Consider the following 20,278-nt stretch of genomic DNA (forward strand, 5'->3'; position numbering starts at 1 on the left):
AATGGTTTTTATGTAAACTGCAATGGGCGCAGAAACATATAAATATAATAGATGTGATCACAATTATAAAAGAAAATATAGTATAAAATGATTGGAGTATTTTCCGAAACGGAAATCAGGATATAGAAAATTTAAGATTTAGAGCTATTATAACTGATGGCAAACTTTTTTACAAGAGGATTTTCGTAAAAATATGAAATGCAACACGATAGCCTCAGAAGCAATACAAACAAGGCCGTTGCCCCTTATCCCGCATCCTGCTTTTTAGACAGTTTTACAATTTTGTCTAAAAATCAACCAACTGGCAGCATTTGTATAATTACAAAGAAATAGAATCGTATTATGTTATATTGCGGAGATGGAAAAGAGGATGATGACAGAATGATAGATTTTATTATTAAAAAGGGCAGACTGATTGAGAAAATTTTTGCGGCGGCGGTGATATTTTCTGTCATTGCGGCCTGCTTTGTACAGGTGAATTATGATCTGAGCGAATACCTGCCGGATGATGTGGCGTCGAAGCAGGGATTAAACCTGATGGAGGAGGAATTCGGATACCCGGGTACGGCCAGAGTGATGGTAGGGCCGGTTTCCCTGTATGAGGCTAAAATCTATAAGGACAGAATCGCAGATGTGGACGGCGTGGATATGGTGATGTGGGCGGATACGGCCACAGATGTGTACCGGGCCAACATTTTTATAAAATATGATAATATCCAGGATTATTATAAGGACAGCTATGCGGTGATGGATATTATCTTTGAGGAAGGGGACAGCGACGCCCTGACCAAGTCTGCCATCAATGAGATGAAGAAAATAACCGGGGACAAAGGATATTTTATGGGATCGGCGGTGCAGAGCAAATCATTAAGCGAGACCCTGATGCGGGAAATATCCATAGCCATGGTTTTAGGGGTGGTAATGATTGCGGTGATCCTCTGCCTGACTACCACCTCCTGGTTTGAACCGGTGATGTTTTTAATGGTTATGGGAATTGCGATCATCATCAATATGGGAACCAATATTATCATCGGCCGGATCTCATTTTTGACCTTCAGCGTGGCGTCGATCCTGCAATTGGCAATCGCCATGGATTACTCCGTTTTTCTTCTGCATTCCTTCATTAAGGAAAAAAATAAAGGGCTTGATCCGGAACCGGCTTTGGCTAATGCGCTGCGCAGTTCCATGTCTTCCATTCTCTCCAGCGGAGCTACCACGATTGTGGGATTTATCGTGCTGATGCTGATGCGGTTTTCGATTGGAAAGGATTTGGGTTTTGTTTTGGCTAAGGGAATTGTGATCAGCCTTCTGACCGTCATGTTTTTGATGCCGGCGCTGCTGCTCCGGTGGGGAAAGCTGGTGGAGAGAACCGCCCACCGTTCCTTTATGCCGGCATTTCATCAATTGGGGACATTTGTATACCGGGTGCGCTATGTTGTGCTGGCAGCCGTTGTGATTTTAGTGATCCCGATGTATGCTGCGCAGAATATGAATTCATTTACATTCGGAAACAGCGCTCTCGGATCCAGCCCGGGAACAAAGGTATATGAAGATGAGCAGAAAATCAACGGGAAATTCGGAAAGAGCAATCTGATCCTGGCCATAGTGCCCAATACCAATATGGTGACGGAAAAGGCGCTTACGGATGAGCTGGATGATTTGTACTATACGAGATCCGTCACATCTCTGGCAGGGACCATACCCGAGGGAATACCGGAAAGCATTCTTCCCAAAAGCGCAACCAGCCTGCTGCATACGGACCAATACAGCAGGATTATGATGTACATAAAGACGTCTGATGAGAGTGATTTCGCATTTCAATGTGCGGATGAAATCGAAAGCATTGTTAAAAAATATTACCCGGAAGGGGCATATGTGACAGGCGTTACCCCGTCTACCCAGGATATAAAAAAGACCATAACGGCGGATTACAATTTTGTAAATATCCTGTCCATTCTGGGTGTGGCAGTGGTGATCCTGATCACGTTCAGATCGGTGATGGTGCCGTTAATCGTGCTGATCCCCATTGAAGTGGCCATTTTCTTTAATATGGCGCTGCCTTATTTTAAAGGGGAGAAAATGCTCTATTTAGGGTATATCATAGTGAGCTGCCTGCAGCTTGGAGCGACGGTGGATTATTCCATCCTGATGACCAACAATTATGTGGAGAGCCGTAAGGAATATAAGGAAAAGGGCAGGGCGGTAAAACATACCGTATCCAGAAGCGCCCTGTCCATACTGACTTCCGGATCCATTCTCACAATTGTGGGATATGGGCTTTATATGATCTCTTCCGTTGCCGCCATCGCGGATCTGGGCCATTTGATCGGAAGAGGGGCTTTGATCAGCGTGGTGATGGTGCTGTTTTTGCTGCCCTATCTGCTGACGCTGGCGGACCGCTGGATCGTAAAAGACAGCGCACATCCCAAAAAGAGCCTGAAACAGAGGTGGAATCTGCTGAAAGAGGAGATGCGCGAGATTAAAATGAAAAAGCAGTTGAAGGAGAAGGAGGTAGAAGAGGATGAAAATGTGGAAGAATAGAAAACGGATAGCAGCGTCATTACTCAGCGCCGCGCTTCTTAGCTGCACAACGGCGGCGGAAGTATTGGCGGGACCGCCTGCAGTGGATACGGATGAGGCGTTATATGTAAACCTGGATTATTACGGAAGCCCTCAGGAGACCAGCATTGTAAAGGGATGCAGTTTAAATGGAATACGTTCCTTTACCGATTATGGGACCTATAATGATGTGACCAACATGTCAAATTACGCCCAGCCGGTTGTGACCCAGGATGGGGTGAGCTGGGAACTGGAGCAGGATGTAAAGGAGCGTTTCTATTACGAATGCCAGTTGGACAATGACAGCGTGATCCTGCCCTGGACATTTGACATTTCATATAAATTGAACGGCGTGCCCATAGAAGCCCAGAAACTTGTGGGCGCGGACGGATTGGTGGAAATCGATGTGGAATGTATCCCCAATGAAGCCGCAGACGATTATTATAAGAATAATATGATTCTTCAGGTAGGAACCCTGGTGGATATGGAAGACGTGAACAGCGTTTCGGCGCCCGGATCACAGACCCAGTCCATCGGAACATATAAAGCCATTATATTTGCGGCGGTTCCGGGGCAGGAGAAGACGTTCCATATTGAGATCGGAACCAGCAATTTTGAAACCATGGGGATCATCATGCTGATGATTCCGGGAACATTAGACCAGATGAAGGAGATCAAAGATATCAAAGAAGTCAAGGATACGGTTTCCGATTCCACCGATGAGCTGCTGGATGGAATGGATGAAATACTGGATAAACTGGACCGGGTGACTTCCGGCATGGATTCGACGAAAGAGGGTCTGGCCGAGCTTAAAAAAGCCAAAGAGAATTTTGACGCGGCCAAGGATAATTTCTATGCCAATGCGGATCAGGGGCTGGATGAGCTGCAGGCTCTCAGCGGCAAGATCGGAGAGCTGGCCCCTGACATCAATAACAGTAAGGAAACCTTAGATCAGATCAGTACCGACCTGGATCATATGGTGGATACACTGACCGATGCCAGTGACGGGGTGGGCGGATTATCCGCTCAATTGGATGACCTTCACGAGAATCTGGATGAACTCAAGTATGAAATCGGCCATTCCAATTCGGATAAGGCGGATTCCATCGCTGATATCATCAACGGAAAACTGGATGAACTGGAAAATACCCTGGACCAGCTTGAGGAAGGCATGTCCGGAAGCGGGGAAGAGTTAGATGGTGCGGCGGCCGGAGAAGCGGTGGAAAAGCTGAATGATATTATGGCCCAGCTTTCAGACCAGCTTGGCGGCTACGTGGATCCGGACCAGCTGGCCGTGATCATGGCCCAGCTTGGAAGTCTGGATCCCGATTATATCCCCAGCGATCTCAGCCAGATCAACGACATATTCGACCTGTACCGGGAAGCCATAAGCAGCGCGAGAAATCTGATGGACCGCGTAAAAGAGATCACAAAAGATGTGAAAGCCGGCGGACGTTCGGCGGTGGGAGATACCAGCAGCGTGGCGGGAAAGCTGAGCGATGTGCTGGACGATATGGACAGTCTGATTTCCAATGTCTATGATCTGAATAAGACGGTAAATGAGAATAAAGACAGCTTCCACGCCATGCTCGACCACGCGGCAGAGACGGCTGTGCTGATGAGTGAAGGCAGCAATAGCCTTGTAAACGCGCTCCGTGTGGTTCAGCAGACGGCTAAAAATAACCGGGAAGCGGTAGAATCGGGAACGGATAAGACCCTGGACGGCCTGATTGATATCTTTGAGAAGGCGGCGGAACCTTCTTCCAGGGATAAAGTGAAAGACGCCACTCATGAGCTGAAAGACAGCGTGAAAAATGAAATCGACAAGGTGGAAGACGAGACAAATTTGCTGAATCTGGATGTGGAAGAGGAAATGATATCATTTACATCGGACAAAAATCCGGCGCCGGACAGCATACAGGTGATTCTCAGAACCCAGGAAATCTCGGAAGAGAGCTTAAATACCAATGCCATTGATATAGAACCGGCAGAGGTGGAAGTGGGGATTTGGGCTAAGATTGTGAACGTGTTTAAGAAGATATGGGAAGCGGTTATGTCTATTTTCAGTTAGGCGGAGACGATACCGGGGAGTTATGACTCACATGAGCATAACTCCCTCTTTTTATTCACGGAATCAATTATCTGCCAGCCGGGTTTATCAGATCCAGTTCCAGCTTATTAAAGCTGTTAATAATATGTTTTTTAAATGTGAGAAGCATCTTTGGCATGAATTTTTCTTTGTGGTAAACGATATAAAAATCCTGTTTCATATTTAAGTATGGAATCGCCTTAAATTCGCCGTTTTTCAGCCTTTTCCGGACAGATAGTTTGGAGAGGACCCCTACGCCGTGGCCTGCGGCCACTGCATTTTTAATCGCCTGTGTGTTATGGCAGATCCAGGTGGGCGTCCAGTGTATCCCCAGTTCTTTTGTCACTTTCTCGAATTGTATCCTGGTACCGCTTCCCGGCTCGCGGATGATAAAATCTGCTGTTTCAAGATCTCTCACTGTAATGGAATCCAGTTGGTAAAACGGATGGTTTTGGCTGTAGACCGCCACCACATCAGCCTCCATAAACTGTTCCGTAATCAGGACCGGATTGTCGATACAGCCCTCGATCAGAGCGATATCGATATCATTATTTAATAACAGACTTTGTACGCGCTGGGTATTTTCGATATAAACACGATATTGAATATCAGGATATAGAAGTTTAAAGGAAGAGATGATGTCGCTTAATATACTGGTTCCAACGGTAACGCTGGCTCCAATTCTGATTAAATCATTGGTGGCAGTATGGCGTATTTCACTATCAATTTTGTCGTATGTATCCACCAGATAGATGGAGTGGTGGTAAATGGTTTTCCCCGCCTCTGTCAGATAAAGCTTCTTGTCAAGCCTTTCAAACAGCTTAACGCCATACCAGTCTTCAAGCTCTCCGATTGTTTTGCTGATAGACGGCTGGGATACGTGAAGGACTTTCGATGCCTGTGTCATATTCATATGTCTGCAAACTTCATTGAAAACACGAAAGTGTCGGATTGTCATTATAAAACCTCCTGGTATTTGATTGGCGGGAAATATTATAAAAATTATATTACAATAAATATCGCTTTTCAAGGTGGCAAATAATGGAAAAACAACATTCAAAACCAGCATTTTGTATAAAAAACCCTCGTTTTAGTGATTTAATTTCACTTTAATAACCAATTGGTTATCAGCCCGATTCGGTTTATGTATTTTACAAAGAACAATCCGGTGTTTATAATAAAATCATAAGCTGAGAGGCGGAGATGAAAAGAAAAGGAGGCAGGATGATGCCGGAAGTAGTAACGATTGGGGAAACTATGGTAGTGTTCGACAGTCTGAATGCGGGCAGGCTGAGATACAGTTACAACTTTGAATGCCATACCGGCGGAGCTGAAACCAATACGGCGGTCGCGCTGACCCGGCTGGGACATACTGCCGGATGGATCAGCAGATTAGGAGAAGATGAGTTCGGTCACAGGATTTTAAACCAGATTAGGGGCGAAGGGGTGGATGTAAGCCAGGTTCAGATGACGGATGAAGCGATGACCGGCATTTTCTTCCGCCAGAGGCTTGATAACGGAGAGAGTAAAAACTTCTATTACCGGAAAGGCTCGGCGGCCAGCACGATGACGCCGGAAATACTGAACGTTGACTACATAAAGAGTTCGAAAATTATGCATATAACTGGAATCACTCCAGCAATCAGCGAAAGTGCGGCCAAAACAGTGGAGCGGGCCATGCAGATTGCCAAAGAAAATGATATTTTAGTATCATTTGATCCAAATCTCAGGTTGAAAGTATGGAGTTTAGAGGATGCGGGAAAAACCATTGACCGGCTGATGAAATATGTGGATATTGCGCTTCCGGGATTGGAAGAAGGCAGTCTTTTATATGGGACTTCCGATCCGGATCAGATTGCGGAGATTATCCAGGGTTACGGCGTCAAGACGGTTATTGTAAAAATTGGAGCTGACGGCTGTATCGGCTATGAAGACGGCGTCAGGGAAATGTCCTGTGGATTCAAAGTAAAAAAGGTGGTTGACGCGTTTGGGGCCGGTGACGCATTTGCAGCAGGAATTCTGGCAGGTACTCTGGAAGGGCTGACAATCGGAGAAAGGATGAGATTAGCCAATGCGGTGGGCGCGATGACGGTTGCAGTGAAGGGTAATATTGAGGCATTCCCGACGAGGAAAGAAGTGAAGGATTTTATCAGCGGCAGTGCGGGAATTAATCGATAACAAGATATAAATGAATATGAGCATTTAAGGAGAAAGAAAGGGGGGAATGAGTGAAGGACATTTTTTTTTGAAGTGAATACATAATACAATATGCAATAAACATATAAGGAGGAAAAGAGAAATGGATATCAAAAAATTTTCAGGAGTTTACCCGGCGGTTATCACCCCATTTACGAAAGAAGGCGCGGTGGATGTAGAGAAACTTACCAACTACATCAAATATCTTGTGGATAAGGTGGACGGGCTGTTTGTGGGAGGATCATACGGATCAGGTCCCATCATGACGGTGAGTGAGAGAAAGACGGTTGCGGAAACGGTCATGAAGGAGGCCAAAGGAAAGGTTCCGGTGATCTTCATGATCGGCTGTACGGATACCAACAGCACTATAGAGCTGGCGAAACATGCAGAATCTGTCGGTGCGGATGCCGTAGCTGCGGTAACCCCCTGCTATTACCGCCATACAAAGGATGTGATCATCCAGTATTATAAGGATTTAATCGAAGCCACCAGCCTTCCGGTGATCGCGTATAACAATCCGAAATACTCCAATTTCTGCATCACCGGCGACTTGTTGAAGGAGCTGGCGGATATCGGCCTGCAGGGAGTGAAAGACAGTTCGGCGGACATTGCGCTGTTCTATGATTACATGGCAAAGGTAGATAATGAAGGCTTTTTGTTCCTGATCGGTTCCCAGACCCATTTGGTGCCTGCGGTAGTGGGCGGAGCCCATGGGGTGGTATCAGGATTATCCAATGCGTTTCCCGGATTTATAAAGGAAATTTATGAGAACTGTAAATGCGGAAATTTCCAGAAGGCGAGAGACATGCAGTTAAAGGCCAACCTCCTTCGTTCCGTAACCGGAGACGGGATTCCGGTTCCGTTCTATCATGCGGTGCTGCCGATGCTGGGAGTGGATATAGGAGTTCCGAAAAAACCGTTCCTTCCCCGGAGTGAAGCAGAAGTTGAGAGAATCAGAAAAGCCCTGGTTGAAACTCAGATGATTATTGGATAACTGATCACAAAACAGCCGTGGTTCTTCGGCCACATCGATTTATATACCTTGTTTTTACCTTTATCTGAGGCTGACGCAGTGAGCGCTTAGCGCAAACCGTCTATAAATGCCTTGGAGGTTGGCATAGAATACCCTGTCCACAGCAAATGATGTCATTTGAGGTATTTACGCTGAACCTTCAAGGCTTTTTTAAACCGGTTTGGGAGTGAGAAACCGGGATTGGTAACTGAATGGTTATGTGGGTGATAACATTTAGGTATTGGAAGATTCAGAATATATATAGTACGATATGTATAATAATAAAGATTTATAAGATGAAATATGTACAAAATAAACAAAAAGTGGTGTGCGGAGCCAGTGTCAGATGTGAGGAGAAGGATATGGAAGAATACGAAGGCAGATTGTCTGAGCTAAGGGAACAGATGGAAAAGATTCATTTTAAACGGTTTCTGGCAGAAGACGCCTATCAACTGGGGAATCAGATGGTACAAAAGGCGAAGGTCAGAGGGATTGATCTGGCCATGATGATCCAGGTGAATCAAAAAATGCTGTTTTATTTCGCTTTTGACGGAACGGATTTGAATCATGAACGGGCGGTAATCAGAAAATCGAACGTATCCCAAGCGTTCCGCTGCCCGTCTCTGAAAATTTTTTATGAGCTCCGGGAGAGCGGATTGACGATTAAGGACAGGGGGCGGGATCCGATGGAATATCTGGCGCTGGGGGGCGCGGTCCCTGTTTATGTGGAACAGGCGGGGATGATAGGAACCATTTGTGTTTCCGGTATGAGCCATTTTGAAGACCACCGGTTTGTTGTGGAGTGCATAGAAGAATATTTGGCCGGAAGTTTGTGAGTTTACGGAGGTAGCGGAATGATTGGAAACTTTATCACATCGGTTTTATTGCTGATCTTGTCGGGGTTTATCTATGCGGAAAGTAAGGAGATGCCCAATCTGGGGGGAATGACGCTGGCAGGTCCCGGATTTTTTCCAAAATGCTGCGCCGCATTCTTTACATTTGCCGCCGTGGTTCTCATTATACAGGAAGTGTACAAGATCATTACGGTAAAAACAGGTGGTACAACTTATGTCAGGGCGGAGTTAAAAAAAGCCGTTGATTTAAAAGAAGCCATAATAAATAATATATCCGGCGTTTTCAGAATGACAGTGATTCCTGTTTTAATGGTATTGTACGGAATTTCGTTAAGAGGTATCGGATTTGAAATCTCCACCTTTGTATTTCTGACAGCCAGTATGATTGTATGCGGAGAGAGAAGTCTAAAGAGGCTGCTGCTGGTTCCCGTTTTGGCGATTATTGTCGTGTATCTGCTGTTTATTAAATTCCTCAGGGTGGCGATCCCTACCAGCTTTCTATAGACGCCTAGAAAGGAGAAACGATTATGGCTGCAAATATAATGATGTGTTTATCGACGATCTCATTTTCTACGATTGTCCTGACCTTTGTAGGCGTTGTGCTGGGAATTGTCGTAGGTTCCATACCGGGGCTGACTGCCACGATGGCGGTAGCGGTTTTAACCTCTTTTACATTCGGCATGGAATCTTCAAAGGCCATAGCCATGCTTCTGGGGATTTTTGTGGGCGGCGTTTATGGCGGTTCCATCTCCGCTATTTTGATGAAAATACCAGGGACGTCTTCTGCTGTTATGACGGCTTTGGACGGATATCCGATGGCAAAGAGAGGGGAAGGAGGAAAAGCAATCGGCATCTCCACGGTATCCTCCTTTTTCGGAGGGATTGTGAGCTGTATTTTCCTGATCATCGGATGTTCGGCTATCGCTGGCGTGGCCGCCAAATTCTCCTATCCGGAATACTTTGTGATCGCGGTCTTCGGCCTGTGCGTAATATCCAATGTGTCTTCTGATTCCCTGCTGAAAGGGCTTTTAGGGGCGATACTGGGAATATTCATTACAACTGTAGGGATGGACAATCTGACCGGCATCACCCGTTTCACCATGGGATCCAGGAATTTGATCAGCGGAGTGGGCATGGTTCCGGCGCTGATCGGATTGTTCGGAGTTTCAGAGATTCTGAACCAGTTGTTCAATATGAAGAAAAATGAGGTGAAACACCAGGAGATCGGCAGAATATTCCCGGGATGGGATGTGATAAAAAGGATTAAGTTTATTTTGGTGAAATCATCCGTTATCGGAACTCTGATCGGCGCACTTCCGGGAGCGGGGGGACCAATTGCCGCCTTTGTAGCTTATAACAGCGCAAAGAACGGTTCGAAGGAACCTGAAAAATACGGTACGGGCATACCGGAGGGCATCGCGGCTCCTGAATGTGCCAACAATGCCACGGTTGGAGGGGCCTTGATACCAATGCTGGCTTTAGGGGTTCCAGGGGACGGCGTAACGGCAATTATTATGGGGGCATTTGCCATTCACGGCCTGCGCCTTGGGCCGATGATTTTTAAAGAAACGCCTGACATCGTGTACAGCGTTTACGTGTATACAATTATCGCTAATATATTCATGCTGATTGTGGGATTGCTGGCCGCCAAATATTTCGCAAGGCTGATCAACACCGATAAAAAGATATTGATTCCCATTATTTTGATGGCATGTGTTGTGGGTTCTTTTGCATCTTCCAACAAAGTCTTTGATATCTATGTTATGACCTTTTTTGGAATCCTGGGATTTTTGATGGATAAAGCCGGTATATCCACATCCGCATTTATCCTGGGACAGGTGCTGGGATCGCTGGCAGAAGTCAATTTCCGGTCGGCGCTGACCTTGTCTAAAGGAAGCTATAAGATCTTCTTCCGGCCGATTCCAATGGTATTCTGGATTTTGACAGCAGCCATGGTAGTGGTTCCCAAGATTAAAAAAACAATGAAAAACAGAAAAAAAGAGTGATAAAACAGCGCATTGGAGGAAAAAAATGAAGAAAAGTATTGGTTTAGCAATAGGTTTTATGGCAGCGGCAATAGGATTGATGTCCGGATGTTCTAAGGCTCCGGAGACAGCCGCTCCCACAGCAGGCAGTACGGCGGGCAATACAGCCGCCGCATCTCAGGAAAAGACAGAACCGGCAAAATCCGATTATCCGAAAAGCAAAATAGAGTTGATCATACCTCAGGGTGTGGGCGGAGGAAGTGACTTAATCGCCCGTGTGCTGGCCGCCCAAGTTGAGAAAGACCTGGGTGTTCCGGTGGTATGTACCAATGTGGAAGGAGGCTCTACCTCCCTCGGCTTACAGCAGCTGGCCGATTCTGAACCGGATGGATATACCATCGCCATGACGATGACTAATCTGGCAACGCTGAAGTCTCTGGGCTATTCAGAACTTACATATGAAGATTTCACCTCCATATGCGGAGCGAATTTTGATGCGCCCACCGTCATGATCCGCAGCAATGATGACCGGTTTAACGATTTGCCGGGGCTGGTTGAATACACGAAAGCCCATCCGGGAGAGCTGAGCTGGGGTACAGGAGCCGCAGGCGGAATGTGGCATATGGCCATATTGAAATTCTGTAAAGCGGCGGATATTGAAGTGAATGTGGTGCCGAATGCAGGCGGCGGAACCGGAGTTGGACTGACATTGGCAAACGGAGATATCGATGTGGCGGTATTCAGCCCTGTGGACTGTATCTCACAGATCGATTCCGGCGAAATTGTGCCCATCGCAGCGTTGACGGATACGCGTATGGAGAGCTATTCTGATGTGCCCACATCTGTGGAACTGGGATGGGACTGTTCCGTATATTCGACCAGAGGTTTTATAGCGCCTAAGGGGACTCCGGAAGATGTGATTGCCGTATTGGAAGCTTCTTTTAAAAAAGCGGTGGAAAGTGATGAGTTTCAAGCGTTCATAAAGAACCAGCAGTCCAACATTATGTGGAAAGACGCCAAAGAATATGAGGAATGGATGAAAGAAGAAGTGGATATCTATGTTCCGATTCTGGAAGAGGCGGGGCTGGCAAAATAAGAAAAAGGGATGGTGGGAAATATGAGTTTTAAATTGTATATTAACGGGCAGTTAGCTGAAGGGAAAGGTGTGGAGAGGACTATCTGGAATCCGGGTACCGGAGAGGCGGCCGCAGTCATCCGATGCGCCGACAAAGAACAGACGCTGGAAGCCCTTGCCGGGGCCCAGGAAGCATTTAAAACGTGGTCCCGCATGTCCTTAACTGACCGGGGACAGTGGATAACCAAATTAAAACAGGCTCTTTATGCCCAAAAAGAGGAACTGGTGGATATCCTGTCCATGGAAACGGGCAAACCTTTGTTTGCTGCTGCCAGAGGGTTTAATGTTTTGGTAGACGCGCTGGATTATTATTACGAGGAAGCAAAACGTTTAAATGGAACGACAGTACCCGATTATAATAGCTGCAACGCATCCTATCATATGAATGCGTACCGCCCTAAGGGCGTTATGGCCGGCCACCTTTCCTGGAACATGCCTCTGTTAAATATCGGAGCAAAACTCGGCCCTGCCCTGGCGTCAGGCTGTACCTGCGTGTTAAAGCCGGCCTCCCTTACGCCTCTGTCAGCTTTGAAAGTCGGTGAAATTGCGGAATCGATTCATTTTCCAAAGGGAGTATTCAACATCGTGACAGGGCCGGTAAATGACGTGGCAGAAGTGTTGAATTCCAGTCCGGTTCCCAGGCTCATCACTCTGATCGGTTCCTCGGAAACAGGGAAACAGGTGATCCGGGATTCCTGTAATACAATTAAGTCTTACTCTCTGGAATTGGGGGGAAATGCCCCTGCCATCGTGATGCCGGATGCAGATTTGGAAAAGGCGGCAGCTTTCCTTGCCGGGCTTAAAATGAATAACTGCGGGCAGATCTGCACCTGTGTAAACCGGGCCCTGGTCCACCAGGATATAGCAGAAGAGTTTGTTGAACTGGTAAAAAAACAGTTTGAGGCATGCCGGCTGGGATGGGGCCGGGAAGAGGATATTACCATGGGCCCATTAATCACAAGGGGAGACCGGGACCGGGTGCTGGGGTTAATTGCCGATGCTGTCGCCCACGGTGCAAAACTGGTATGTGGGGGAGAAATCCCCAAGGATAAGACGGCGGGCAACTATATGACTCCGGCGCTGCTCACCGGCTGCAACAACCAGATGGAAATCTGCAGAAAAGAGATTTTCGGACCCGCACTTCCTGTTATTACATTTAAAACTCTGGAAGAGGCGGTAGAAATCGCAAATGATACGGAATATGGGCTTTCCGCCTATGCATATACCCAGAATCTGCATGACGCGTTTTTGTTGACGGAGAAACTGGAAGCGGGTGAAATCATCGTCAATGTCTGGGGAGGAGGATCGCCGCTGCCCTATGCCCATGGCGGCGTGAAGGAGAGCGGTGTGGGCAAAGACTGGTCTGTCTTCTCGCTGATGGAGTATTATGATGTGAAGCGTATTACCATCACGCCATAAGGGGCGGTTTTTCCGGTATGACGTGAGAAAGAGGGATAATTGTGAAAAATAAAAGGATTTTAATTATCGGAGGCGTAGCCGCCGGAACCAAAACGGCGGCAAAACTGAAACGAGAGGACAGAAGCGCCGAAGTTACCATCATAACGAAAGGAAAAGATATTTCCTATGCCGGATGCGGCCTTCCTTATTATGTGGGCGATGTTATACATCGGAAAGAGCAGTTGATTGTAAATACTCCTGAAAGCTTTTCCGGCCTGACCGGGGTGAAGGTTCTTACCGGCATGGAAGCCGTATCGGTGAACCGGGAACTGAAATCAATCGAAGCCGTATCTGTGGAAACAGGGGAAAGACGGACATTCGAATACGATAACCTGGTGATCGCGTCGGGGGCCTCCCCTGTCCGGCCGCCCATAGACGGAATTGATCTGCCTGGGGTGTACTTTATGCGGACGCCGGATGACGCGGCTGCATTGAAAGATGCTGTGGAAGAAGGCGGGATGAAACGGGCTGTGGTAGTCGGCGGCGGTTATATTGGCCTTGAAACCGCAGAAAATCTGGCCGCCCGTGGAGTGCGTGTATCCGTTCTGGAAATGGCGGATCACATCCTGCCGGGGTTTGACCCGGAGATGGCTTCTTATGTGGAACGCCATCTGGCAGATAAGGGAATTATGGCTTTTACCAGAACGAAAGTGACAGGGATTCTTGGAAACGGACGGGTGGAAAAGGTTCAGACTGAAAAAAGGGCTATGAAAGCGGATGCGGTGATCCTTTCTGTGGGCATTAAGGCCAATACCGGATTTCTGGAAGGAACAGGCATTGAACGGATGCCGGATCAAACGATTAAAGTGGACAGGCAGATGAAAACCAATGATCCGGATATCTATGCCGTAGGAGACTGCGCCTGTGTGGTTAATTTAATCACGGGCTATGCCCAATGGTCCCCCATGGGGTCTTCAGCCAACATAGAAGGAAGGCTGGCCGCCAGGCTGATTGCCGGAAAAGACGGCAGTTATGGGGGCGTTATAGGAACTGCTGTATGCAGACTTCCTGATTTAAATGCAGGACGTACCGGTATGACAGAACTTCAGGCTGAAAAAGCAGGTTTTGACGCGGTGAGCGTGATCGGAGTGGTGGATGATAAGGCCCATTATTATCCTGACGCGTCATTTTTTATCATGAAGATGACAGCGGACAGGGATACGAAACGGCTTTTGGGAGTACAGGTTTTGGGAAAGGGGGCAGTGGATAAGATAACAGACATCGCTGCAACCGCCATCTCATTCAATGCCGGTTTAGATCAGACTGCGAATTTGGATCTGGCTTACGCGCCGCCATTTTCAACCGCCATTCATCCATTTGAGCATATGGTAAATATACTTCTGAATAAGATGGAGGGGGAATTTGAGACCATCACGCCGGCCGGATACATGGATGGAGAAGCAGCGGGTTACCGGGTGATAGACGTATCCCTGCAGCCTTCTATAGAAGGGGCAGATTATGTAAACTTATCAGCAGTATCGGGAATTATGACGGGATTCGGTCTGGATGAAAAGCTGCTCCTGGTATGCGCAAAAGGCAAGCGGGCCTATATGCTGCAGAACCGTCTGAAATATTACGGCTATAGGCATACGAAGGTATTGGAAGGCGGATTAACATTTAATGAATTAAAACGGGAGGTTTCGTAAATGGCTACATTAACGGTGAGTGCAGCGGACGAAAAGAGGGTGAAAGCCCTGGGGTTTTTAAATAACAGAGGCACAGATAATTTTTCGGCCAGAATTATTACGGTAAACGGTAAGATTACGGCTGACCAGCAGCAGTGTATTGCGGAAGCGGCCCGTTTATACGGCAATGGAACGATTACATTTACCACCCGTCTGACCCTGGAAGTCCAGGGGGTGGCATATGATAAGATAGAAGATTTCCGCGCCTATATAGCAGAAGCGGGACTGGAGACGGGGGGAACTGGTTCTAAGGTCCGACCGGTAGTATCCTGCAAAGGCACGACCTGCCAGTATGGATTAATCGATACGTTCGCCTTATCTGAAGAAATCCATAAGAGATTTTATAAAGGCTATAATCAGGTAAAACTACCCCACAAATTTAAGATTGCGGTGGGAGGATGCCCGAATAACTGTGTAAAGCCGAATTTAAATGATCTGGGAATTATTGGACAGAGAATCCCCAAGTTTGATGAGGAAAGCTGCAATGGATGCTTAAAATGTTCGGTAGAGGAGGCATGCCCGATTCAGGCGGCAAATCTGACCGGCGATCTGCTGAACATTGACCAGGATATGTGTAATAACTGCGGCCGATGCATCGGAACATGCCATTTTGATGCGGTTGAAGATGGAATTACAGGATACAAGATTTATCTGGGCGGTATGTGGGGGAAACGGGTCCAGCATGGAAGAGAGCTGAAAAAGATATTCACGTCGGAAGAAGAGGCGCTGGATACGATTGAAAAAGTGATTCTGTTTTACCGGGAACAGGGGAAGACAGGGGAACGTTTTGCGCAGACGATCCAGAGAATCGGTTTTGAGCAAGTGGAAAAAGAAATTTTAAGTGATGCAGTTATGGCCAGAAAACAGGAAATTCTGGATGCGAAACTGCATGAAACCGGAGGCGCGACCTGCTGACCGGGAAGTAGTAATAAAATGCTGTATGCTGAGCTGTTTTTGAATGCCGCTGTCAGGCGGACATTTCAGAAAAAATGCTGGGATACAGCATTTTTTATTGTATGGAGGCTGCAGGAAAAAGGTGAATAACAGATTCAAAAAGGCCATTTGTCATACTCAGGCTGCCGTTTATCAGAAATGCAGGGCCAGTGCGGCATTTTTGCTGTATAATGAGGTTAAACAGCAACAGTTCAGACACCCGATGGAACCGCTGCATTGAACAAAGGGAGAGGAATAAATTGATATAAAGGAGACAGGATTATGAGTGACGGCAGTTTCAGCATTAAACTATCCGCGTGCAAAAATACAGCCGGTAATTTCAGCAGAACGGCAGATGAATTGGAGCGCATAAGGGAAATTATATTAAATGCCTCCCGCAGCCTGGAAGATACCAGATCCTATGACCGGGTTAAAACCAGCCTGAGGCGTCTGGCAAAGGATGCGGAAAATGCGAAAAGCGGCAGTTCCGCCATGGGGCGCGCATTGGAACAGATTACAGACCTGTACCAAAAAGCAGAAGATCAAATCACAGGCCATGCAGATTCGGCAGAAAAAGCGAATGCTGAAAACAGTGAGAACGGAAAGTATGTAAAGGATTCGTCCTGGTGGGCAAAACTCATGCAGTGGTTTGGCTGGGGCACGCCTATAGAAGAACATGAGATCGATTCCATTGTCTTTGATGAGGACGGCGCCTACGGCGGCGACCAGGGAGGCCCGAAAAGCCAATGGGGATTTTGGTCTGAGAAGAAAGATTTATATAATATAGTAAGAGAGTACTATCCGGATATGACGGATAAACAGATCAATACATTTCTTAAAAAGCTGAACAGCGAGGGATGCGGGTATGTAGCGGTTATGAATACCATATTCGCGGCCTATGAAGGGCGGGAGGCCGATTTTGAAAAGACTTTCGGATTCTCAATGTATAAAAACGGGGATTTGAACTACAATGAAATGCTGGTTGACCTGTACTCCGCAACGGATAACCACAATTCTTCCGGCGGTTCGGATACGATTAATTTCATGGAAGATTACAAGGAAGAAGTGGATGGGGCGGAAGCAAATTATGATTATCTCAAGGACAATTCGGGAAAAGGAACCAGCACAGAAGACCGTGAATACAGGACACAGCTATACTTAAAGGAAAAGGGCGTCGATGTAAAGATCACGAAGTACATAGATGTCAGCCCTGAAAATGTCAATGACCTATGCAAAGACGGTTATGTGGTGATATCTTACCACGACGGCAATCTGCAGGATATAAATGGAAATACGGTGCAGTTTATCAATGGAGGCCATGCGATGACGATCACAGGGACTACCTCGGACGGAAGATACATCGTGTCTTCCTGGGGGGAAAAGTATTATATTGACCCCGGCCAGATTGTAAATGAAAACGGCAGGCCTACGACGATGCACTATGAATATTATAAATATTGATGAGGTGAAAATATGGAATTTTTAACTGAAATATGGAATGAGATTGACAATATCAGCCTGCCTTCTCTAAAGGAAACGGAACGACTGAATCTGGCTGAAAAAAACGGTAATCCGGTTCTTTTCCGGTCCGGACAGATTACAGGCCAGTATTTGAAACTTCAGGCTGTTTACCGGTATCTGTTCGGCGTTTACCTGAGATCCCAAAGCGGATTGGGACGTCTGGATGAGAGGCTGAAGGAGAGGGGATTTTTAAAAGCCGGGGAAGATGATATGGACTATTATCAGAGATATGATTATATGGGAATGGATTATCTTTACCTCAGGAGTTATGTCCATATTGAACGTTTGACAACAGAGCAGATTGAATTGCTGCGGCCTTTGATTGGGGAAGGCAAAAGGGAACAGGAGCTGGGAGAAAGTGGTGAGCGTGGGGCTGATGAGAGTGAGGCTGATGAGAGTGAGGCTGATGAGCGTGGGGCTGATGAGCATGAGACCGATGAGAGTGAGGCTGATGAGTATGAGACCGATGGGCATGAGACCGATGAGCGTGAGGCTGATGGGCATGAGACTGATGAGTATGAGACTGATGAGTGTGCGTCTGAAAAAAGAGAGACGGATATAAGAGCGTCACACATAAGAGTGACAGATAGAAAAGAGGCGGATATAAGAGCGGCGGCCCGGCTGGTGGAAGAGACTTTTAAGAAGGTTTTGGCAGTCAGCAGTGAGCACCCGGACAGGCAGTTTGAAATCTATCCATCTGTTTATGGAGAAGGGATTGTCAGGGGAGCGGCGGTTCTGATCGGGCTTAAAAGCATGGCTGATTATGACGGCAGCGGCATGCTGGCGGATGAAGAAGAGGATCAAAAACGAATCCGTACCCTTTATTCGGTTGGAAAGCAGTTGGAAACAATCCTTTCAAATGCGCTGAATATAGAAGTTGTTGTGATCACAGAAATCTGAGAGGATGAATGGGATGGGTAAAAAGAGAAAAATTTTGGTGTTAACAGGACTGTTGTTTTTTTCATGGACATTCTTTCTGCTTTTGAATATGGAAGCAGGGGTACAAGAGACGGCGGCCAAGGAGCAGCCGTCCCCGGACTATGATGAGGCTGCGCAGGATATGAAGGTGGACCGGGAGAGCAGATATTATCCGGCTTATGCGGATTATCTGTGCTATATGAAACAAAAGTATCCAAAACAGGCAAAACTCACAGATATCATCACGGACCAGCCCGGATATTCCAATATCCGTGTCTGGAAGGGAGACGGTTATACGATGAAAGCTTACTGGAGCGCAGATTCAAAGGAGGAACGCTGCAGGTTTAAATGGTTCTGGGAAGATGAGGAAATACAGAATGCGGTGACCAGATTACTTGAGGAGAGGAAAACGGGGCACAGCAGCGCATCAGACAGGATTGTGAGCGGAAATCTTTATGAAATCACGGAAAATGAATTTCATCCCGGAATTGATTATGATTTAAATGAGGATGAAACCGCCAGGATTATGGAACTGCTGCAGGGAATTTCTGGGAAAAATGAAGCCGGGGCGTCTGAAAAAATGATCCGGTTTATACTGGAATTATATGATGAAGACCAACGGTTACAATTGTCTCTTGGAATCGGGCCGGATGGAGAAATCTATTCTGAACAGGGAAATCTGATTGAGGATGAAGAACTTCAAAAGCTGGTTGAGACCTTGATATCAAAGGCAGAAAGCTGAAAAATGGGTAAAAAAGAATGCGTCTGAGAGGAATCGAACCTCCGCACGCGGCTCCGGAGGCCACTGCTCTATCCACTGAGCTACAGACGCATCTTCTATATCTTACTATATTTTTATAAAAACTGCAAGTGCTTTTTGACCAGTTTTATCGGTCAGGAAGTTTAGCCGTCTGAATGGCCGTTATTTTAGACATAGGGCGATAAACTTTTATAAGTTTATCCTGTTATTGCTTTTTGCCTTTGTTTTTGTTAGAATATAGCAAGACTAAGCTTGCAGGAGGATATGCCATGGGAAGGTCAAGAAACAGGAAAAACAGGGGCTTATCGGATGACGAGATGCGCAGGTATCTTAAATTCATGATAATTCCGTTTATCGTTATATTATTAATTATAGTCATTGTATTAACTGACAAATCGTCAAAGACTGAAAAAGAGACAACTGCGGAGTCCGCCACAACTTCCATATCAGCAGCAGACGAAACAACCCAGCCCGTAGAACCGGATACCAAAGAGTATGTACAGAATTTCGAGGAATACGAACTGAAAAAGGACGAAATTCCGGAAATTAAGGCCCTGATTGAGGCGTACTGCCAGGCCAAGACAGAATGTGACCCGGAAGCCCTGGCCAGAGTTTTCGGACAAACCCTGTCACCAGAGGAATTAGAGCAGGAGCGGGCCAAACTGGAAAAGACAGCCCAGGTGGTAGAAGGTTATGAAAATATAATTTCTTACACGAAAAATGGGCTGACGGAAGATACCTATGTGGTCTATCCCTATTATGAGATTAAGTTTAAAGATGCTGAGACGCCCCTTCCTGTATTAACCATGTGTTATGTGCAGAAGAATGCAGAGGGACAGTATGTGATGACACTGGATTTTGACGATTCCGTGGCCGATTACATTTCCAAGGTCAATGTTTCTGAAGATGTGCGGCTTCTGTCATCCCAGGTGGACGCCCAGGTACAGGAAGCCATTGCCAATGATCCGGCCCTGAACAGCATTTATAATGGGATTGAATCGGGATCGCCATCTGAGGAGGAAAGCCAAACCGGGGGAGAAGATGAAACTTCCGCACCGGAGGGACAGGCAGAGGGCGGACAGGAGACAGAGGGAGAGACAGAAGCCCAGACAGAGCCTGTGACCGAGATGGATATACAAATCGAAACTACAGCAGCGCAATAGCTGCATGCAG

General features: G+C 46.7%; 16 protein-coding genes and 1 tRNA gene. 15 read left to right on the forward strand and 2 right to left on the reverse strand.

Annotated elements, in window-relative coordinates; translation table 11 throughout:
* Nucleotides 1-381: 381 nt before the first annotated feature.
* A complete protein-coding gene (locus GPL15_RS04460) occupies nt 382-2,541 on the forward strand; it encodes an MMPL family transporter (RefSeq protein WP_252198088.1) in 2,160 nt (719 codons plus the stop codon).
* A complete protein-coding gene (locus GPL15_RS04465) occupies nt 2,522-4,630 on the forward strand; it encodes a hypothetical protein (protein WP_252198089.1) in 2,109 nt (702 codons plus the stop codon). Before GPL15_RS04460 ends, GPL15_RS04465 begins: the two co-directional genes overlap by 20 nt.
* Nucleotides 4,631-4,697: 67 nt before the next feature.
* Here GPL15_RS04465 and GPL15_RS04470 read toward each other — a convergent pair whose 3' ends face one another.
* Nucleotides 4,698-5,606, reverse strand: a complete 909-nt coding sequence (locus tag GPL15_RS04470) for a LysR family transcriptional regulator (RefSeq protein ID WP_215696407.1) — start codon at nt 5,604-5,606, stop codon at nt 4,698-4,700.
* A 245-nt stretch (nt 5,607-5,851) separates the two neighbouring features.
* Here GPL15_RS04470 and GPL15_RS04475 point away from each other — a divergent pair, with 245 nt between their 5' ends.
* The 12 genes from GPL15_RS04475 (at nt 5,852) to GPL15_RS04530 (ending at nt 19,087) form a co-directional block, all read left to right on the forward strand.
* Nucleotides 5,852-6,826 carry a sugar kinase gene (locus GPL15_RS04475; RefSeq protein ID WP_215696409.1) on the forward strand — a complete coding sequence of 325 codons (975 nt, stop codon included), beginning with the start codon at nt 5,852-5,854 and terminating at the stop codon, nt 6,824-6,826.
* Between the two features lie 121 nt (nt 6,827-6,947).
* Entirely contained in the window at nt 6,948-7,838 is an 891-nt protein-coding gene (locus GPL15_RS04480; RefSeq protein WP_215696411.1) for a dihydrodipicolinate synthase family protein, read from the forward strand.
* 380 nt (nt 7,839-8,218) lie between these two features.
* A complete protein-coding gene (locus tag GPL15_RS04485; RefSeq protein ID WP_215696413.1) occupies nt 8,219-8,692 on the forward strand; it encodes a heme-binding protein in 474 nt (157 codons plus the stop codon).
* 18 nt (nt 8,693-8,710) lie between these two features.
* On the forward strand, nt 8,711-9,214 hold the full coding sequence (locus GPL15_RS04490; protein WP_215696414.1) for a tripartite tricarboxylate transporter TctB family protein: 504 nt from the start codon (nt 8,711-8,713) through the stop codon (nt 9,212-9,214).
* A gap of 23 nt (nt 9,215-9,237) precedes the next feature.
* A complete protein-coding gene (locus GPL15_RS04495; protein WP_215696416.1) occupies nt 9,238-10,716 on the forward strand; it encodes a tripartite tricarboxylate transporter permease in 1,479 nt (492 codons plus the stop codon).
* A gap of 25 nt (nt 10,717-10,741) precedes the next feature.
* A complete protein-coding gene (locus GPL15_RS04500) occupies nt 10,742-11,791 on the forward strand; it encodes a tripartite tricarboxylate transporter substrate binding protein (RefSeq protein WP_215696418.1) in 1,050 nt (349 codons plus the stop codon).
* A 21-nt stretch (nt 11,792-11,812) separates the two neighbouring features.
* Entirely contained in the window at nt 11,813-13,249 is a 1,437-nt protein-coding gene (locus GPL15_RS04505; RefSeq protein WP_215696420.1) for an aldehyde dehydrogenase family protein, read from the forward strand.
* Nucleotides 13,250-13,290: 41 nt separating this feature from the next.
* A complete protein-coding gene (locus GPL15_RS04510; RefSeq protein ID WP_215696422.1) occupies nt 13,291-14,934 on the forward strand; it encodes an FAD-dependent oxidoreductase in 1,644 nt (547 codons plus the stop codon).
* Nucleotides 14,935-15,888: a (4Fe-4S)-binding protein gene (locus GPL15_RS04515; protein ID WP_215696424.1), complete on the forward strand. Its 954-nt coding sequence runs from the start codon at nt 14,935-14,937 to the stop codon at nt 15,886-15,888.
* 300 nt (nt 15,889-16,188) lie between these two features.
* Nucleotides 16,189-17,367 carry a hypothetical protein gene (locus tag GPL15_RS04520; protein WP_215696426.1) on the forward strand — a complete coding sequence of 393 codons (1,179 nt, stop codon included), beginning with the start codon at nt 16,189-16,191 and terminating at the stop codon, nt 17,365-17,367.
* Nucleotides 17,368-17,379: 12 nt separating this feature from the next.
* Nucleotides 17,380-18,327: a hypothetical protein gene (locus tag GPL15_RS04525; protein ID WP_215696428.1), complete on the forward strand. Its 948-nt coding sequence runs from the start codon at nt 17,380-17,382 to the stop codon at nt 18,325-18,327.
* A gap of 13 nt (nt 18,328-18,340) precedes the next feature.
* Nucleotides 18,341-19,087, forward strand: coding sequence for a hypothetical protein (locus GPL15_RS04530; protein WP_215696430.1), 747 nt, complete (start codon nt 18,341-18,343; stop codon nt 19,085-19,087).
* Between the two features lie 18 nt (nt 19,088-19,105).
* Here GPL15_RS04530 and GPL15_RS04535 read toward each other — a convergent pair.
* Nucleotides 19,106-19,177: transfer RNA gene (locus tag GPL15_RS04535), tRNA-Arg, on the reverse strand.
* A gap of 197 nt (nt 19,178-19,374) precedes the next feature.
* Here GPL15_RS04535 and GPL15_RS04540 point away from each other — a divergent pair.
* Entirely contained in the window at nt 19,375-20,268 is an 894-nt protein-coding gene (locus tag GPL15_RS04540; RefSeq protein WP_215696432.1) for a hypothetical protein, read from the forward strand.
* Nucleotides 20,269-20,278: the final 10 nt, after the last annotated feature.

This window comes from Clostridium sp. MCC353 (assembly GCF_018785315.1).
Lineage (GTDB): Bacteria > Bacillota > Clostridia > Lachnospirales > Lachnospiraceae > CHH4-2.

What these genes read in the sequence shown, in the direction of transcription:
- GPL15_RS04525 (WP_215696428.1), top strand. Translation starts at nt 17,380, where the DNA reads ATGGAATTTTTAACTGAAATATGGAATGAGATTGACAATATCAGCCTG.
- GPL15_RS04480 (WP_215696411.1), top strand. Translation starts at nt 6,948, where the DNA reads ATGGATATCAAAAAATTTTCAGGAGTTTACCCGGCGGTTATCACCCCA.
- GPL15_RS04520 (WP_215696426.1), top strand. Translation starts at nt 16,189, where the DNA reads ATGAGTGACGGCAGTTTCAGCATTAAACTATCCGCGTGCAAAAATACA.
- GPL15_RS04490 (WP_215696414.1), top strand. Translation starts at nt 8,711, where the DNA reads ATGATTGGAAACTTTATCACATCGGTTTTATTGCTGATCTTGTCGGGG.
- GPL15_RS04540 (WP_215696432.1), top strand. Translation starts at nt 19,375, where the DNA reads ATGGGAAGGTCAAGAAACAGGAAAAACAGGGGCTTATCGGATGACGAG.
- GPL15_RS04495 (WP_215696416.1), top strand. Translation starts at nt 9,238, where the DNA reads ATGGCTGCAAATATAATGATGTGTTTATCGACGATCTCATTTTCTACG.
- GPL15_RS04530 (WP_215696430.1), top strand. Translation starts at nt 18,341, where the DNA reads ATGGGTAAAAAGAGAAAAATTTTGGTGTTAACAGGACTGTTGTTTTTT.
- GPL15_RS04485 (WP_215696413.1), top strand. Translation starts at nt 8,219, where the DNA reads ATGGAAGAATACGAAGGCAGATTGTCTGAGCTAAGGGAACAGATGGAA.
- GPL15_RS04460 (WP_252198088.1), top strand. Translation starts at nt 382, where the DNA reads ATGATAGATTTTATTATTAAAAAGGGCAGACTGATTGAGAAAATTTTT.
- GPL15_RS04475 (WP_215696409.1), top strand. Translation starts at nt 5,852, where the DNA reads ATGAAAAGAAAAGGAGGCAGGATGATGCCGGAAGTAGTAACGATTGGG.
- GPL15_RS04470 (WP_215696407.1), bottom strand. Translation starts at nt 5,606, where the DNA reads ATGACAATCCGACACTTTCGTGTTTTCAATGAAGTTTGCAGACATATG.
- GPL15_RS04515 (WP_215696424.1), top strand. Translation starts at nt 14,935, where the DNA reads ATGGCTACATTAACGGTGAGTGCAGCGGACGAAAAGAGGGTGAAAGCC.
- GPL15_RS04505 (WP_215696420.1), top strand. Translation starts at nt 11,813, where the DNA reads ATGAGTTTTAAATTGTATATTAACGGGCAGTTAGCTGAAGGGAAAGGT.
- GPL15_RS04500 (WP_215696418.1), top strand. Translation starts at nt 10,742, where the DNA reads ATGAAGAAAAGTATTGGTTTAGCAATAGGTTTTATGGCAGCGGCAATA.
- GPL15_RS04465 (WP_252198089.1), top strand. Translation starts at nt 2,522, where the DNA reads ATGAAAATGTGGAAGAATAGAAAACGGATAGCAGCGTCATTACTCAGC.